Annotated in this window: 16 protein-coding genes and 1 tRNA gene; 7 read left to right on the forward strand and 10 right to left on the reverse strand. The window is 50.2% G+C overall.

Annotated elements, in window-relative coordinates:
• Positions 1-91: 91 nt before the first annotated feature.
• Positions 92-1144, reverse strand: coding sequence for a COX15/CtaA family protein (locus ACP15Y_RS02135; protein WP_424981361.1), 1053 nt, complete (start codon positions 1142-1144; stop codon positions 92-94).
• Positions 1145-1246: 102 nt separating this feature from the next.
• On the opposite strand from ACP15Y_RS02135, the gene ACP15Y_RS02140 reads away from it, so the two are divergent.
• Positions 1247-1483 (forward strand): DUF2842 domain-containing protein, encoded by a 237-nt coding sequence (locus ACP15Y_RS02140; protein ID WP_424981362.1) that lies wholly within the window; start codon positions 1247-1249, stop codon positions 1481-1483.
• A gap of 7 nt (positions 1484-1490) precedes the next feature.
• Here ACP15Y_RS02140 and ACP15Y_RS02145 read toward each other — a convergent pair whose 3' ends face one another.
• Positions 1491-2546: a polysaccharide deacetylase family protein gene (locus tag ACP15Y_RS02145; protein ID WP_424981363.1), complete on the reverse strand. Its 1056-nt coding sequence runs from the start codon at positions 2544-2546 to the stop codon at positions 1491-1493.
• 20 nt (positions 2547-2566) lie between these two features.
• A complete protein-coding gene (locus ACP15Y_RS02150) occupies positions 2567-4729 on the reverse strand; it encodes a GumC family protein (protein ID WP_424981364.1) in 2163 nt (720 codons plus the stop codon).
• A gap of 180 nt (positions 4730-4909) precedes the next feature.
• On the opposite strand from ACP15Y_RS02150, the gene ACP15Y_RS02155 reads away from it, so the two are divergent.
• From ACP15Y_RS02155 to ACP15Y_RS02170, 4 genes are all read left to right on the forward strand, one after another.
• Positions 4910-5464, forward strand: coding sequence for a polysaccharide biosynthesis/export family protein (locus ACP15Y_RS02155; RefSeq protein ID WP_424981365.1), 555 nt, complete (start codon positions 4910-4912; stop codon positions 5462-5464).
• 27 nt (positions 5465-5491) lie between these two features.
• A complete protein-coding gene (locus ACP15Y_RS02160) occupies positions 5492-6592 on the forward strand; it encodes a glycosyltransferase family 4 protein (RefSeq protein WP_424981366.1) in 1101 nt (366 codons plus the stop codon).
• Between the two features lie 77 nt (positions 6593-6669).
• Positions 6670-8187 carry an undecaprenyl-phosphate glucose phosphotransferase gene (locus tag ACP15Y_RS02165; protein WP_424981367.1) on the forward strand — a complete coding sequence of 506 codons (1518 nt, stop codon included), beginning with the start codon at positions 6670-6672 and terminating at the stop codon, positions 8185-8187.
• A 29-nt stretch (positions 8188-8216) separates the two neighbouring features.
• Entirely contained in the window at positions 8217-9476 is a 1260-nt protein-coding gene (locus ACP15Y_RS02170; RefSeq protein ID WP_424981368.1) for an O-antigen ligase family protein, read from the forward strand.
• Here the strand turns inward: ACP15Y_RS02170 and ACP15Y_RS02175 are convergent.
• Entirely contained in the window at positions 9473-10468 is a 996-nt protein-coding gene (locus tag ACP15Y_RS02175) for a phosphotransferase enzyme family protein (RefSeq protein WP_424981369.1), read from the reverse strand. The genes ACP15Y_RS02170 and ACP15Y_RS02175 overlap by 4 nt on opposite strands.
• 154 nt (positions 10469-10622) lie before the next feature.
• Between ACP15Y_RS02175 and ACP15Y_RS02180 the strand changes: the two genes are divergently transcribed.
• Positions 10623-10699: transfer RNA gene (locus tag ACP15Y_RS02180), tRNA-Pro, on the forward strand.
• A gap of 108 nt (positions 10700-10807) precedes the next feature.
• Positions 10808-12049: an FAD-dependent oxidoreductase gene (locus ACP15Y_RS02185; protein ID WP_424981370.1), complete on the forward strand. Its 1242-nt coding sequence runs from the start codon at positions 10808-10810 to the stop codon at positions 12047-12049.
• On the opposite strand, the gene ACP15Y_RS02190 is transcribed toward ACP15Y_RS02185, so the two are convergent.
• From ACP15Y_RS02190 to ACP15Y_RS02215, 6 genes are all read right to left on the reverse strand, one after another.
• Entirely contained in the window at positions 12046-12468 is a 423-nt protein-coding gene (locus tag ACP15Y_RS02190; RefSeq protein WP_424981371.1) for a GFA family protein, read from the reverse strand. The two genes, ACP15Y_RS02185 and ACP15Y_RS02190, sit on opposite strands and share 4 nt — an antisense overlap.
• 70 nt (positions 12469-12538) lie before the next feature.
• The gene (locus ACP15Y_RS02195; protein WP_424981372.1) at positions 12539-13072 is read right to left on the reverse strand and encodes a MerR family transcriptional regulator; all 534 of its coding nucleotides are present in this window, start codon (positions 13070-13072) and stop codon (positions 12539-12541) included.
• 17 nt (positions 13073-13089) lie between these two features.
• Entirely contained in the window at positions 13090-13401 is a 312-nt protein-coding gene (locus ACP15Y_RS02200; protein ID WP_424981373.1) for an integration host factor subunit alpha, read from the reverse strand.
• A gap of 80 nt (positions 13402-13481) precedes the next feature.
• Positions 13482-14456 carry a beta-ketoacyl-ACP synthase III gene (locus ACP15Y_RS02205; RefSeq protein WP_424981374.1) on the reverse strand — a complete coding sequence of 325 codons (975 nt, stop codon included), beginning with the start codon at positions 14454-14456 and terminating at the stop codon, positions 13482-13484.
• Positions 14453-15520, reverse strand: coding sequence for a phosphate acyltransferase PlsX (gene plsX, locus ACP15Y_RS02210; protein ID WP_424981375.1), 1068 nt, complete (start codon positions 15518-15520; stop codon positions 14453-14455). The genes ACP15Y_RS02205 and plsX overlap by 4 nt, the downstream gene beginning before the upstream one ends.
• A 79-nt stretch (positions 15521-15599) precedes the next feature.
• Positions 15600-16142 carry a YceD family protein gene (locus tag ACP15Y_RS02215; protein ID WP_424981376.1) on the reverse strand — a complete coding sequence of 181 codons (543 nt, stop codon included), beginning with the start codon at positions 16140-16142 and terminating at the stop codon, positions 15600-15602.
• Between the last annotated feature and the right edge of the window lies 1 nt (position 16143).

Consider the following 16143-nt stretch of genomic DNA (forward strand, 5'->3'; position numbering starts at 1 on the left):
GTTCGGCGCACGATTTAGGGCAAAAACAAACTAGCGTCAACTAAAAAGTTTTTATTGTTTATTTTCAATACCTTGCGCAAGCGGTATTAAATTACCGCATAATTTCCGCTTTCATATCAGCAAGATAAGCCACAATGGCGCCAAGCAACAAAAAGGCAGTGATTTGGTGCGCTAGTGCCAGACCCAGTGGGACCACATAAATCAGAGTAAATATGCCCAATAAAATCTGCACAAATACCAATGATCCGACAATCAACATCCAGCCATGTACACCCGCAAACTGCGTGTTTTTCCAAGCGCGGTAGACGAGGAAGATCGCAAATGCTGCGATGACATAGGCAAGAGTTCGGTGGTTAAACTGGGCTGTGGTTACATCCTCAAATGCATCAAGCCATGCAGGTGATGAGGTATAAATGTTCTGTGGGATCAGTGCGCCATCCATGAGTGGCCAAGTGTTGTAGGCCAACCCAGCGTCCATGCCAGCGACAAACGCGCCAGCGATCAGTTGGATGAACACCAGAGCCCCAAACAGCCAGATAAGGCCGCGCCATCCTTTTTCGACCCAAATTGGATCGACATGACGCAATCGCCGGACGACCCAGATGATTGCAAGAAATAGGATGCAAGCTGCGCTGAGGTGTGTTGCAAGACGGTATTGGGACACGTCCACACGCTCGGTGAGGCCAGAGCTGACCATCCACCAGCCAAGAAAGCCTTGAAAGCCACCAAGGATGAACAGCACAAATAATGATGGTGCCAACTGCCAATTAAGGCGCCTTTGAAACAGAAAGACAACGAACGGGATTGCGAAAGCAAAGCCAATCATTCTGCCCAAAAAGCGATGGCCCCATTCCCACCAAAAGATGAACTTAAATTCTTCTAGGCTCATGCCTTTATTGATCAGTTGATATTCAGGAATCTGCCGATAGGCTTCAAGTTCGGCTTGCCAATCTTCCATTGTAAGTGGGGGAATAATCCCTGAAATGGGCTTCCATTCTGTGATGGAAAGGCCCGAATCCGTCAAACGCGTTGCGCCACCTACGGCGACCATAATCAAAATCAGGACGGCCAAGAGGTATAGCCAAATCCGAACTGGACGAAGATGATCCTGTGTTTGAACATTGGTGGATGCGGTTGAGCTCATGAAACACTCACAACTTGTTAATTTGATACAGTGTGGTAAAGCCTTTGGCGCGGCGGCGCAATGTCAGTTTTTGCCGCAGGTTTGTATGAGAATGAGGATGCCATGAAACGTAGCACCAAAAAATTATTGGGTATTCCCCTGCTCTTGTGCATTGTCATTGTTTATGCCGTGCTGGGCGTCATGCTTTACGAGCTTGCCTTTATGCAACTGCCCAACTGGGTGCAGGTGATCTATTTTGCAGTAGCAGGCTTTGGCTGGTTTTTCCCAGCAACATGGGCAATCCGTTGGATGTCTTCCCCCGGCCCTGGTGAAAATGAAGATCCCTACGCGGACCTTTAGAGGTTACCTAGTCTATATTGACTTTTTTCATGCCCGCCTGCGCGGTGAAAATCGCGCCCGTGAGAAACACATCCAGAAAACGCTGCTTCTGGAAATGCCCATTTAGCGAAATACGTGGCAGTGCCGTAAGATGTTGCGCATGTTCATGATAAAGCCCGCCCGGACGGGTGGTCACTGCGGTTTCAATGCCAAGCTCTGCTGCCATATCAAACTCACGCTTTCCAGCAGATAGCGGCCCGCCTAGCGGATAGGAAAAATGCGTCGGACGCTTCCCTAGCTTTTGCTCGAGCACATCAAAGGACGTCAAAATCTCGGCTTTTGCCTCATCAGCCTCGAGCTTTTTAAGTTCAAAATGTTGCACCGTGTGCGCACCGATGGTGCACAATGGATCGCTCGCGAACGCCTTCAGCTCATCCCATGACATAATCAAATCGCGGCATTGTTTGCGCAAATCATAGCCATAGGCCTGCGCAAATCCATGCATTAATCTGACGCGATCTTGCTCAGGCATTTTGCGCATATGCCAATAGATTTCATTGAATGCATTTTCTTTTTCGTCTGCATCCTGCGCCGAAAATTCTGTTGGCGTGCCGTTTATGTCAATTTCTACACTTGGGTGCTGTGCAATGATGTCCTCAAGTGCCTGCCACCAAATATCCCCTTCCCCGTCAGGGAAAGCGGTTGGCACGAACAAGGTGAATGGACATTGGTGTTTTTGCAAAATGGGGAGCGCAAATTGCAAATTGTCGCGATAGGCATCATCGAATGTAAGCACCGCAAACTTTTTGGTTTTGTCTGACGATTGGATGCGCTTGCGTGCCTCCGAGAGGTCGACAATATCTATGTCATTTTCGCGACACGCTAAAATTGCCTGTTCCAAAAACTCCGGTGTAATTTGTAAGATAGCATTTGGCGCAAAGGCGGCAGGCCTATCCGGGAGCACACGGTGCAACGTAAATATGACGCCTTTGGATGCCGAAAAGCGCCGAATAAGCCCAGTGAGATGGGTTGCGGCCAGCATTTCAAAGCCAGCCTGCAATATTTTATACTTTAAACCAGCCACAAATCTTCCAAACGTTGGGATTACGCGACGTGCGTATCGCGATGTTGACTCTCTGTAATACGGCAAAAGCCCAAACCAAGGCTTTGCGCATCCGCACGAATTTTATCAAACTGGGCACGGTTGATGCCATCGCTCGGCAACACCAAATGTGCGCCACTGTCAGCAAATGCAACGATGGGCGAACGCGCGCCAAGTTGCCCACATTCCACAATGACAAAGTCATAAAGGGCACTCAGCGCATCAATGAGCAGCATAAAATCGGGCGAATTGAATTTCAAACGCTCTTTCGTGCCCCAAGGGACGAAGAAGAGGTTTTCTTCGCGGCCACCGTGAATGATATCGCCAAATTCCACTTCGCCTTCACATAAATCAGTAAGACCTGGCGTATCTTTCAAATGGTCGGCGCCACCTGCATTTACGACAACAGCAGTCTGGCCATCGCGACCGATATTGGCCATCAATTCGGCGGCCAACCGCTGATCTTCACGATTCGAGCGTGGCGTGGCCGTTAAGACAACATGTTGCTGCGACAAAGCGAGTTCGCTCAGCACCACTGGTAAATCATCAGAAAATTTTGGTTCGCTCTTGGCGATTTTATGCACCTCTTCTTGTGCAAAGACCTCATCATGAGGCGCCGCCTCAGCGTTCTCTTGCTTTGGCTGGGTAGGCACTTCATGTGACACTGTTTCAACAGGAGCTTGCTGCTGCGCAGCCACAGGCATAGGCTCTTCCACCACTGGCAATGTTGGCTCACGCCCCTCGTCTTCGGCCTTGGATTGACGCAGATGCACCAAACGACCAGAAGCTAGCTCTCCGACAATGATCGATCCGATTTGAACCACAAGGGCCAGCGCGGCAGCCACAATGGTCAACATGGTCTTCTTTGGTGAAGCGGCAGAATTGGGCACGCTTGCTGTTGAAATTGTACGGACATCAGGGAACGTTGCGCCACTATTGGTGCGAGCGGTCGCTTCGCTTAAACGTGCAAGGAATGTATTGAGCAGATCGCGTTGAGCACTAGCTTCGCGCTCGAGTTCAGCCAAAGTCACACCGGAGCGCTCAGCGTTTGATGCAGAGAGCTTCAACCGCGTCAAATCATCTTGCAATGACTTTTCCAGCTCGGCTTCAATTTCAGCTTGCGTGGCCAGAGCTTGCGCTATGCGTCGACCTTCTGCTGCGATTTGGGCATTGATGTCACGAATCTGAGCATCGAGAGCCTGAATTGTCGGGTGATTGTCGAGCAATGTCGCTGCGCTTTGCGCTCGCGAAGCTTGGAAGTTTGCTTTCTGCTCAAGCATACGCTGGACAATTGGTGACTCGCGCACATCCGGCACAGATTCTAGCGGCTGCCCCTTTTGCAGCAAGTCTTGAATCAACCGAGAGCGAGTAGCCGCAGCATTTTTCCGTTCTGACGCGGCGCTGATTTGGCGAGAAATCTCAGAGAGCTGTTGGCCCAGCAACGAATTGTCGCTTTGTCCAGTGAACAAATCATTGTTTACGCGGAAGTCAGCAACTTTGTTTTCGGCTTCGGTTACATCTTTACGTAGACGGACAATCTCTTGCTCGAGCCAACGTGTCGCGTTGGCTGTGTCTTCGATGGTGAGGTTCGAGCGTCGTTTTTCCAATGCAGCAGCTAGCGCATTTGCCACGTCGGCAGCTGTTTGGCGGCTTTCCGAACGATAGGTAATGTCGATCACTCGACTGTCCCGTGCACGGGCTGCTACAATGTTGTCATTGAGTTTGTTGACAATTCGATCGTCCAAGCTCTTTGTAGATGGCGATGACTGACGACCTAACAGTCCCATGATGGTGGACATCAAGCCACCACTGGATTGGGTAAATTCAGGATCTGAGCGCAGATCCAATTGGTCCACCACTTGCAACAAAGTTTCACGAGATGTGAGCAATTGAATTTGGCTGGAGATGGCTGCATCGTCGGCAGCCGGATTGGGCGAATTTTGCGGGCGATCTGAGTTACTTACAAATGTATCAAGGCGCGGCTCAACCAATATTGATGCGGTGGCATCATATTTGGGCGTCATCATTGACGTCAGCATATAAACAGCGCCCGCCAGCAGAAGTGTCACGATTAAAATTCGCGGCAATCGCTTTAGGATTGCGCCGAGCAGATGATGAATATTAATTTGTACGTCTTCGTAGCTCGAGGCCCCATTCTGGGTCATGCGCCGAATCCTTCATTGATATGCGTGCACCGTGCTTTCATACATGCCAATTTATAGTAAGCATTTGGTTAACCTGACATTTGGCGCGCGGCTAATTTTACACACCAATTTGCAAAGCTTTGCTTATTGTTAACTATAATCCGGCATGGATAGTGCAGTTGTAATCATTCGGGTTTGATCATGCGTTTTGTCCAGCTTTTGCTTCTCACAGCAGTCCTTGCACTTGCCGGTTGTGCGAATGTCGGCAAACCAACGCTCAATACCACGCCCGCCAGCGCCCCTTATCGCTTAGACACAGGCGATGTGATCCGGCTTTCTGTCTATAATGACGAGCAATTGACCAATACATATGGCATTGACGATTCTGGCCACACAGCAATGCCGCTGGTGGGGCGAATCTATTTGCGCGGCAAAACAACGAACCAAGCCAGCGCCCTCATCACGGCACGATTGGCCGCAAGCTATTTGCGCGATCCGAACGTCGCAGTAGAAGTAGCGACTTATCGACCCTTCTTTATCGAGGGTGAAGTGGCCAGTTCTGGTCAGTTTGCCTATGTCTATGGCATGACCGTACGCGATGCGATTGCCATTGCAGGCGGCTTTACAGATGTAGCCCAACGTTCGCGCGTTACACTTTATCGCAAAGTTGAAGGTCGCGTGGTTGAACAAAAAGTGCCGCTAGATTTCGTATTAATGCCAAGCGATACAATCGTAGTTCATGAGCGCTGGCTATAGGTCCACCCTTTTAAAAGGTTGCCAATCGTGAAAATTCTTCAAATATTGCGCGCACCTGTTGGCGGTTTATTTCGTCATGTCAGCGATTTAACCATGGGTCTTCATGCAGAGGGTCACGAAGTCGGCGTTGTCGTCGACCTGCTTTCCAAGGACGCGCAGACGGATGAGAAACTAGCGATTTTGTCACCCTATGCGAAACTAGGCATCCACGAAATGGCCATCCCCCGCCTCCTTGGCCCTGCCGATTTTGCAACGCCATTTAAAATTCGCGGGCTGGTCCGATCTCTCGATATCGATATTGTACACGGCCATGGTGCAAAAGGTGGTTTCCATGCGCGTTTAGGCGCGCTCGGTCTTCCAGCTTCAGCATTTTACACGCCACATGGAGGTGCCCTGCACTTTTCGAGCAAGTCTCCGGCTGGATTTGTGTTTCATACGCTGGAAAAACTGTTGGTGCCCGCTAGCAAGAAGATCATCTTCGAAAGCGCATATGCCCAACGCACCTATAATGATGCAATCACGCAGGTGGGACCACGAGGTATCGTGATCCATAACGGATTGGACGAAGCTGAATTTACGGCGGTGCCAAGCGATGATTCTTTTGATTTCGTGTTTGTGGGAGAGTTGCGTGATCTAAAGGGTGTTGCCTATTTGCTCGACGCTTTTGCAGCGCTTTGCAAAGAAAGCAATGAGCCACTTCGTTTACTTTTGATCGGGGATGGACCGCATCGCGCGCAGTTTGAAGAACAGGCAAAATCGCTCAAAATCGCGGACCAAGTTGTTTTTGCTGGGGCCATGCCCGCGCAGTATGGCTTTGAACGTGCACGCACGGTGATCGTGCCATCGTTGAAAGAATCGCTTCCCTATATCGTGATGGAAGCCGTTGCTGCTGGAAAGCAGGTAATTGCAACAAATGTTGGCGGTATTTCAGAGATTTATGGCCCCTGTGCCGATGAACTTATCCCGGCAGAAGACAGCGGTGCGCTGCATATGAAAATGCGGGAAGCACTCGCCCAGCCAATGACCGATGGTCCGCCAAATCCAAAGCTTTTTGAGCATGTGCATAGTGAGTTTGTGAACAGCCGGATGGTCCGTTCCATCGCTGATCAATATCGCCAAGCGAAATAGATTATTAACCCTCTGCTTTCACTCGCTTTTCACTCTCCAACCCTATACTTCGCATCAATAGAGGTTCGGGGAATAGAATGTTTAAAATTGATCCAAAGCGCGTGGTTGCAGAATATGTCGGCAACAATCGTAGCGATGGCGCACCAAGGCTATCGAAGTTAGCGCAAAAAATAATTGATGCTCCAGTAGAGCCAGCTGTGTCCAGCATGGTGATTTTGGGAACGGTGCAAGCTCTTGAGACGGCCATGTTGGCCATTCTCGGTTTTGGCATCTATTTTGCCTATGTCGGCAATGAAGAGTTTAGCCATTACGCAGCAATTATCAGCGTAACGCTTATCATTTCGCTTTTCACTTTCAACATTTCTAAATCTCACGAAATCAGCGCATACCGGACGCGCATCACGCAGACGAGCCGCGCAGTCGGCGCTTGGGCGGCCACACTGGGTATTGTGCTGGTCGGCTTGTTCCTTGTTAAATTGGGTGAATATTTCTCACGTGTTTGGATCGTCAGCTGGTTTGGCATTGGTGCTGTAACCATTGTGCTGTTCCGCTACATCGTACGCGAAAAAATCATGCAATGGACCAATCAGGGACGTTTGAAGCGTCGTACGGTTATTGTAGGCGGCGGGCAAGAGGCGGAGTTCCTGATTGAAAGCATTCGCCAAACCGCTGTGAACGATGTTGAGCTGCTTGGCATGTTCGATGATCGTGCTGACAAGCGCTCGCCGGACATTGTTGCGGACTGTCCGAAACTCGGCAAAGTGGCAGACTTGCTGGAGTTTGCACGCCATACGCGAGTTGATTTGATCATCGTATCGCTGCCTGTTTCAGCAGAAGCGCGGGTGTTGCACATGGTGAAGCAGCTTTGGGTTTTGCCAGTTGATATTCGTCTTTCGGCTCATATGAGCAAATTGAAATTTAAGAACCGCGCCTACTCGTTTCTTGGCGATGTGCCAGTGTTCGACATGGCCGATAAGCCGATTTCGGATTGGAACTTGGTGGTTAAATGGTTGTTCGACAAGATCGTTGCCTTGATGGCGTTGGTGCTGTTGTCACCTGTGATGCTGGTGACCGCCGTCATGATCAAGCTCGACAGCAAGGGGCCCGTGTTCTTCAAACAGAAGCGCCATGGGTTTAACAATGAACTGATCGAGGTTTATAAATTCCGGTCCATGTATACTGACATGTCAGACGCGCAAGCATCCAAGTTGGTGACCAAAGACGATCCACGCGTAACAAAAGTTGGTCGGTTTATTCGCAAGACTTCAATCGATGAATTACCGCAGTTTTTCAATGTGTTGCGTGGCGAGTTGTCCATTTGTGGCCCACGCCCACACGCGCTACAAGCAAAAGCGGCCAACCAGCTTTATCACGATGCTGTGGACGGCTATTTTGCGCGTCACCGCGTGAAACCAGGCATTACAGGCTGGGCTCAGATCAATGGTTGGCGGGGTGAAACCGACACGACGGAAAAACTGTTGCAACGTGTAAGCCATGATCTTCACTACATTGAAAATTGGTCGATATTTATGGATATCTATATCCTGTTTATGACTCCAATTTCACTGGTGAGCAAAAATGAGGGCGCCTATTAAGGCGCCACTCGCGCTTTCGGCAAATTGATATGAGCATCACCTCCCCACAATCCATAGATACCAGCGATCGCGGCGTGCCCCTGTTATCGCACGCGGCGATGCGTTTTTTGGTGCCTATCTGGATTGGAAGTGGCTTTTTTGTGCTATTTGAGCCAGCGCCTTATGAGTTGCTGTTTTTCGTTGTGTTCGCGCTTGCCATCGTCGGCGGCATGAAAATGCACTGGCGCACCAACAATTTGCTGATCGCCATACTGTGCTTCATTCCTCCAGCTTACATTGCCGTGACGCAGATCAAGTTTGGCACCTTGATGGAGGCGCTGATTTTCACGACGGTCACACTGTTTTTGATGCTCACTTCATATTTTGTGGCAAACTATGTCAGTGAAAGCCCGTGGCGACGGATGCGCACCATAAACAAGGCATATCTATTCGCAGCGATGTTAAGCGCTATTATCGGCACTACGGCCTATCTTGGCGTTCTGCCGGGCGGAGACGTGTTTTTGCGCTTTGGTCGTGCCAAAGCCATGTTTAACGATCCCAACGTCTATGGGCCGTTTCTTATGCTGCCGACAGCCTATGTGTTTCAGCGCATTCTCTTGGGCAAGCCAAAGGACATGCTGGTCAATTGTATTTTCTTCCTGATCTTGTTTGTCGGGATATTTGTTTCTTTCTCGCGCGGTGCATGGGGACATTTGGTTGTCACCGCAGGTCTGGTGTTTTTGCTCAACTTTTTGCTAGAAGCCACGGCGCGTGAGAAAGTGCGCATGATTGTTTTGGCTATCGTTGGCACGCTTGGCTTGTTCATTGCATTGCTGGGACTGTTGTCGATCCCTGAAGTTCAAGAGCTATTCGTGCAACGCTTCGCTTTGGTGCAGAGCTATGATGGCGGCGAAACGGGACGTTTTGGGCGGCAGGCTTGGGGCTATGCATTGGCGCTGCAAACACCTTTGGGTACTGGCCCGTCACAGTTTTCCTCCATGCGCATCACTGAAGAACCGCACAACACCTATCTCAAAGTGTTTCTCGACTATGGTTGGTTTGGTGGCATGGCATTTGTTTGGATGATTTTGATGACTCTCAATCGCGGCATTCGCTGCATGGCCATCCCCTCACCCAACCGTTTGCTGTTGATCCCGGCATTGGCGACATTCGTTCCACTCAGCATTGAAGCGGCCATTATCGATGTTGACCACTGGCGGCATTACTTTTTGGTGATGGGTATCATTTGGGGCATTACCGCTGGCTATGACAAGCAGCCTGCGCAAAGCACTGAGCGCTATCTGCCTTAGCCAAACTTAGCGATATATTCTTTGATCAAAGGCACGCCCCCCGGTACGAAATCTTTGGCCATTTCGGCGGCAAATGGCGAAGAAATGTGTGACCCAATCCAAGCCGTTAGCGCCATACGTCGCAGCATCACCATCGTATCCATTTCCGCTTCATCATCGGGAGAAAGCGATTTGACTGCACGATAGCCTTTTAGCCACGCTGCCCGCAAAGCAGGAACTTTTGGGCTATCTTCAATGAATGATATTGCAGCGGCGAAATCATAGAGGTACCAACAAAACCCACAATCATCGAAATCTATCAATTTGGTTTGGTTGCCATCAACAAGTAGATTTGCCAGGCGCATATCGGCATGGATCAAGCCATATCGATCTGGCCCTTTTCCGAACTCCGTCAACCGTCGGCGCAAAAGCTGGTCCAGCTGGGCATATTGGTCGTGATGGTCTTGCATCAGCGGGGCTTTGCGCCAATCGCCCCAAAGCCCGTCCGCATCAAGGATCGTGTTTTCCGTCCACTTAATCCGCTCGAACCCGGCTGGTGGCGACCAGTTTTGCACATGTAAGTGGGCCGAAGCGGCCAAACGGCCTAACTCTTCAAATGAACCATCTAGATGGTCATTTTCGCTAGGTTCATGCCCCGCCTCAAATTTAAACAACACCATGTGCTGCGCTGGAATTTTACAGTCTGCGTTCACCCTCGCTTGTTGCAACAATGCACCGTTGGCGCCTGCAATTGGCGTTGGGGTGAACATGTTCTGATCGTGTCGCAGTGCCTGCATCCACACAAGTTCAGACTGAATTGCCGCAGCACTGTTATAACCATAGCGATGAACGCGCAGTACAGATTTCTCGCCTGAGTGGCGCTGCAACAAAAAAGTCGCATTCTCTGTATGGTTGATCAGCTCGAAGGAAGCATCCTTCCAGCCCGACCAGAGCGCGAGAGCATTTGATAGCCTTACTGCGCTAATGCCTGTTTGTTCAATTTGATCCTGCATACAGCCCTTACCCTGTTGGGCACCGGGCATAGCGCACTTTTGGGCAAATGCCAAAATGAAAAGCTTGAGCAGTAATTTGCTACAATTATTTTGACCTTGTGCTGTGGCTTTGGCTTGCACGTTGACGAAAACTTGGGTAGACATTGCCGCAAGTCGGGGCGTAGCGCAGCCTGGTAGCGCATCTGTCTGGGGGACAGAGGGTCGTAGGTTCAAATCCTGCCGCTCCGACCATTTTCCCATATATGTTCACGCAGCACGATGGTTCAATCCAATCGTTGCATCAGCTTGATCCGGCTGTAAACTTCGCCCATCATGCGTATGGCAATTGGGAGGCGTGACATGGCGCCCGAACACAAGAAAACGCAATGTTGTATTGCTGGCGGCGGCCCAGCCGGAGTTATGCTCGGCTATTTGTTAGCACGCGCTGGCGTTGACGTGATTGTGCTGGAAAAGCATGTTGATTTCTTTCGCGATTTTCGTGGAGACACCGTGCATCCCTCAACGCTCGAAGTCATGAACGAACTGGGCTTGCTGGAAAAATTCCGCCAATTGCCGCATCAAAAAGTTGAAAAGCTTGGTGCGACTATAGGCAAGGATAAACTTTATCTCGCTGAATTTTCGCACCTCAAAAACGCGGCCCCTTACATCGCGTTCGTGCCGCAATGGGATTTTCTCAACTTTTTGACCGCGGAGGCGAAGAAGTTTTCAAACTTCCAAATTCTTATGGGAGCCGAGGCATTCGATCTGCGCGTGGTCGACGACGAAGTTGCAGGCCTATATGCCAAAACGTCGACTGGCATTATTGAGATTGAAGCAGATTTGACCGTTGGTGCAGATGGCCGCGGATCGGCCATACGCGAATGCGCGGGATTGGAAGTTGAAGAACAAGGTGTTCCAATTGATGTTTTGTGGTTTAGCGTGCCGCGGGATCCAAAAGATGGTGACGAAACTGAAGCGAAAATTCTGCCTGGCAGCATCCTAATAATGATCAATCGTGACAGCTATTGGCAGTGTGCATTTGTGATCGGCAAAGGTGAGCTTGCACTGCTGAAAGAACAAGGACTTGCGCATTTTCGCCGACAAATCATGTACAGTTCGGGTTTTACGGCTGAACGGTTGGAAGTTCTAGACGACTGGGAAAAGATTCGGCTGCTTACTGTAAAAATTGACTATTTAAAACAATGGCATCACAAAGGATTGCTTTGTATTGGCGATGCGGCACATGCAATGTCGCCAGTTGGTGGCGTAGGCATCAATCTGGCCATTCAGGATGCGGTGGCAGCGGCCAATTTGCTGTATGGCGCGTTCAATTCCGGTGCAGTTGAAAGCGCCGATTTATCAGCCATAGAACGGCGGAGACGTTGGCCCACGCGGGCGACGCAGTTTATGCAACGCAATGCGCATGAGCGTATCCTCAATCGTGTCTTAGAGACCGAAGGTAAAATTGTTCCGCCTTGGATTTTGAAAAAGCTGGCAAATTGGCCCACATTTCGTCGCTTCGTGGGTGGCTTAATTGGGAATGGCCTGCGTCCCGAGCATGTGGACGAAGGCATAATCGACGCCGAAAAGCCGTGCCATTAGGGTTTTGTCAGAATTTCGATATTGTCAGGGCCCCCCTCAAATTGGGGAACGTTTTCTGGGATTGTCTCCCATGATGCCTTCGACCCAACAAATATATGTGCTTTGATTTGAATATCTTGATCATCATCTAAGCAACCAAGGGTGATGCCATGAATTTCATCGTCCACCACGCCGCAAAGGCTTGACCCACAAGTTGAGCAAAAAAGTCGCCCTTCGCGTCCCGCTTCTGGATATTTTCTGAGTTTTTCTTCACCGCTCAGCCATGTGAGGCTACCGGGTGTGATGACAGCATAGGAATTGGCCTGAGCACTAAATGCTTTGCGACAGCGAGAACAATGGCACGATCGCGCACCAAAGACTTCGCCATTCAATTCATATTTCACTGTGCCGCAAAAACAGCCACCATTTCTTTTCATCATATTTCACCCAAAACAAAGGCTCTACTGGCAAACGCAGTAGAGCCTCAATTCACAATTAGATTGGTCGCGGCTAATCTGACTTTGAGTTTACCGCGTCTTCCAAGATGCGCTTACACTCCAGCAATTCCGTTAGTGCTTCATTCAAGCGCGCACGCGAATAAGTATCTGTCACGCCCGCCTTCTTCGCAATTTCAATTGCTTCGTTCACTGTGATTTCACTAGGTACGTCAGGTGCACTGACCGAACGACCCACATCCAAATCGCTCGCTTCCGCATTCTGGTCGCCATCGCCATTCGGCAATGCGCCAACTGGCGCAACCGGTTCGATTGCACCTTTTTCACCAATCGCGATCACATGACGAGCGCCATGTTCTTTCAAAATTTTCTGGACGCCCTTGATGGTAAAACCTTCATCATAGAGCAAATAACGGATGCCACTTAAAAGTTGGACATCATCCGGGCGATAATATCTTCGCCCACCGCCACGCTTCAACGGCTTAATCTGTTTAAAGCGCGTTTCCCAAAAACGTAAAACATGCTGCGGGAGATCGAGCTCGTCAGCAGCTTCTGAAATGGTTCGAAAAGCGTCTGGAGACTTCTGCAACGTATCCCTCGCTTAACTTATTTCTTGCTTGAAAGCATAGATTTGTTGATCTTGTTTTTTAGCACATTGCTAGGCTTAAAAACGAGAACCCGGCGGGGCAAAATTGGCACTTCTTCGCCAGTTTTAGGGTTTCGCCCAACACGTTCATTTTTTGATCGCACTAAAAATGAGCCAAAAGACGACAGCTTTACGCTTTCGCCATCCACCAAGGAATCGCTCATCATTTCCAATACACGCTCTACCAGTTCGGCCGACTCAGCGCGCGATAGGCCTACCTGTTGGTAGACGGCTTCACTAAGGTCAGCGCGTGTTAACGTTTTTCCGCTCATGTCTCCCCCGCAAAAAAGATCAATAATTCTATGAGCATAGAACCAGCTTTTGTATCGGTCAATGAGTGACTTTTACTCAATTACCATCGAATTAAGGACGCAGCCCATGTAAACCCGCCGCCCATGGCCTCAATCATCACAAGGTCGCCCTTTTTGATGCGACCATCTTCCACAGCCACGCTAAGTGCCATCGGCACCGATGCAGCGGAGGTATTGGCGTGTTTATCCACAGTGACAACAACTTTTTCTTCCGGTATGCGCAGTTTTTTGCCGGCACCATCAATAATGCGACGGTTGGCCTGGTGGGGCACAAACCAATCTAACTCATCGACAGTCTTGCCGGCCTTCTCAAATGCCTCTTCCACGACATCTGAGATCATGCCCACAGCGTGGCGGAACACTTCGCGCCCTTGCATGCGCACGAACCCAACAGTGCCTGTGGATGATGGGCCACCGTCGACGTAAAGCTTTTCCCAATGATCGCCATCGGAACGCAATGAAGAAGACAAAATGCCGCGATCATCTTCTTGATCAGCAGACACCGCTTCCAGCACCATGGCGCCTGCCCCATCGCCGAACAGCACGCAGGTGGTACGGTCTTCCCAATCCAAAAGGCGAGAAAATGTTTCTGCGCCAATCACCAAAGCACGTTTGCCCATGCCATTTTTCAAATGGCTGTCCGCAGTCGCCACCGCAAACACAAAGCCGGAACAAACCGCCTGAATATCAAAGGCAGCGCCATGCTTGATGCCCAGATTTTTTTGCACTGTTGTTGCTGCTGCTGGGAATGTGCGGTCTGGCGTGGTGGTTGCCAAAACAATCAAGTCGATGTCGTTTGGCGTAAGCCCTGCCGCTTCGATCGCTTCAATCGCGGCTTTGGTCGCGAGATCTGACGTAAATTCATCATCACGCGCCACGTGGCGCTGTTTGATGCCTGTGCGTTGGGTGATCCACTCATCGGATGTATCAACACGTTTGGCCAATTCGTCGTTGGTCACAACGTTTTCTGGCAAATAATGGCCCACGCCACGCACGATCGTTTTCAAATTGGTCACGCCGAACCTACCTCGTTGTTATTTTCTTTGGTGGCCTCATCATGGGCTGCATATTCACGCAGACCTTCACTGATTTTGTTGATGAGTTGGTTGTGTGCCATCTCATAAGTCAAACCCAATGCGCTTTTAAAGCCAATTTCGTCAGTTCCGCCGTGGCTTTTGATCACAATGCCATTCACGCCCAAAAACACCGCACCATTCGCTGTGCGCGGGTCCATTTTGGATCGTAAAGTGCGCATTGCACCCATGGCAAGCAGCGCGCCAAGCTTCGAAAGCCAGCTTTGACTAAGCGCGGTGCGCAAATAGGAGGCCACTTGCCGCGCAGTGCCTTCAGCGGTCTTGAGCGCGATATTGCCCGTAAATCCTTCAGTCACCACCACATCTACAGTGCCTTTGCCCAAATCATCGCCTTCAACAAAGCCGTGATATTTAAAGCCATGGCCGGAATGGGCATGTAATTGTTTGGAGGCATCTTTTACGGCTTCTAGGCCTTTAACTTCTTCAACGCCGACATTTAACAACCCGATGCTGGGCTGATCCACATCGAACAAGGCGCGCGCCATTGCAGCGCCGAGAATGGAAAAGTCGATCAATTGCTCCTCGTCAGCCCCCACCGTGGCACCAACGTCCAAAACCACACTTTCGGAGCGTAAAGTTGGCCAAAGCGCGGCCAATGCCGGTCGCGAAATGCCTTCCATAGGGCGCAGGCAGAATGTGGCCATCGCCATCAGAGCGCCCGTGTTGCCGCCTGAGATTGCGGCCTGTGCTTCACCGTCTTTGACGGATTGCAGTGCATTCCACATGGATGAGTCGCCACGCCCTTTACGCAAAGCCTGAGATGGCTTGTCGTCCATAGAGATTACATTGTCGCAATGGCGGATTTCTGAAGCAGCCTGCAGCTTCTCATGCTTCGCTACAAGTGGTTTCAGCTCATCCTCACGCCCATGGAAGATGAATTTTGCCTTCGGGCGCTCGATCAGCGCAAGGGCTGCGCCCTCCACCACGATTTTTGGCCCATTGTCACCGCCCATGGCATCAACGGAAATGATGATTGAATCTGACATTATTTTCTTTATTCGCACTCCGTTATGGCGCAGCTTAGCCAAGACAGGCCATGAAACAAGTTATTTTCAGAAAAAAGATCTATTTCTTGTCCTTAAGTGCTGCAAGGGCAGCAAATGGCGACTCACTTTCGTCGCGTTCATCTTCTTTGAGGTCGGCAAATTCTGCATCTGGCTTGCGTGGATAGGGATTGAGGGAAAGCAATAGGGTTTCCACAACCATTGGCGCCAGATCAATGCTGTCGCCTTCAAACCAATCTTGGTCGGGTTCACTGTCTAAATTCACAAACACTTCGGCATTGGGGGCCACGTCAAGCGCTGGCGGCTTACCTGGCATGTAAATGCGTTCAAATTCGAGCATAACCTCTTCTTGGACCGGATCGAGGGTCACCACACATGGTTGCTCAACCACGGCAAATCCCTCACCTTTGGCCTGATAGCCGCCGCGAAATGGGCGCATGGTGATTTTTCCGCTGAAGCGTTCAACGCTATCAAGCTTTGTTTCGGCCACTAGCGCATCTTTGGCCAAATCATCGGCCTCAAATTCATATAAGCGCCCGTCTTTCGGCACCTCGGAAAGGCGCACGTCCAGGTCGAGTAATTTATGTATATTCTGCGCCGCCATA

This window comes from Maritalea sp. S77 (assembly GCF_049801075.1).
Classification (GTDB): Bacteria; Pseudomonadota; Alphaproteobacteria; order Rhizobiales; family Devosiaceae; genus Maritalea.

Coding starts and splice junctions, on each gene's coding strand:
- ACP15Y_RS02135 (WP_424981361.1), bottom strand. CDS start 1,144: ATGAGCTCAACCGCATCCACCAATGTTCAAACACAGGATCATCTTCGT.
- ACP15Y_RS02140 (WP_424981362.1), top strand. CDS start 1,247: ATGAAACGTAGCACCAAAAAATTATTGGGTATTCCCCTGCTCTTGTGC.
- ACP15Y_RS02150 (WP_424981364.1), bottom strand. CDS start 4,729: ATGACCCAGAATGGGGCCTCGAGCTACGAAGACGTACAAATTAATATT.
- ACP15Y_RS02155 (WP_424981365.1), top strand. CDS start 4,910: ATGCGTTTTGTCCAGCTTTTGCTTCTCACAGCAGTCCTTGCACTTGCC.
- ACP15Y_RS02165 (WP_424981367.1), top strand. CDS start 6,670: ATGTTTAAAATTGATCCAAAGCGCGTGGTTGCAGAATATGTCGGCAAC.
- ACP15Y_RS02170 (WP_424981368.1), top strand. CDS start 8,217: ATGAGCATCACCTCCCCACAATCCATAGATACCAGCGATCGCGGCGTG.
- ACP15Y_RS02175 (WP_424981369.1), bottom strand. CDS start 10,468: ATGCAGGATCAAATTGAACAAACAGGCATTAGCGCAGTAAGGCTATCA.
- ACP15Y_RS02185 (WP_424981370.1), top strand. CDS start 10,808: ATGGCGCCCGAACACAAGAAAACGCAATGTTGTATTGCTGGCGGCGGC.
- ACP15Y_RS02190 (WP_424981371.1), bottom strand. CDS start 12,468: ATGATGAAAAGAAATGGTGGCTGTTTTTGCGGCACAGTGAAATATGAA.
- ACP15Y_RS02200 (WP_424981373.1), bottom strand. CDS start 13,401: ATGAGCGGAAAAACGTTAACACGCGCTGACCTTAGTGAAGCCGTCTAC.
- plsX (WP_424981375.1), bottom strand. CDS start 15,520: ATGTCAGATTCAATCATCATTTCCGTTGATGCCATGGGCGGTGACAAT.
- ACP15Y_RS02215 (WP_424981376.1), bottom strand. CDS start 16,142: ATGGCGGCGCAGAATATACATAAATTACTCGACCTGGACGTGCGCCTT.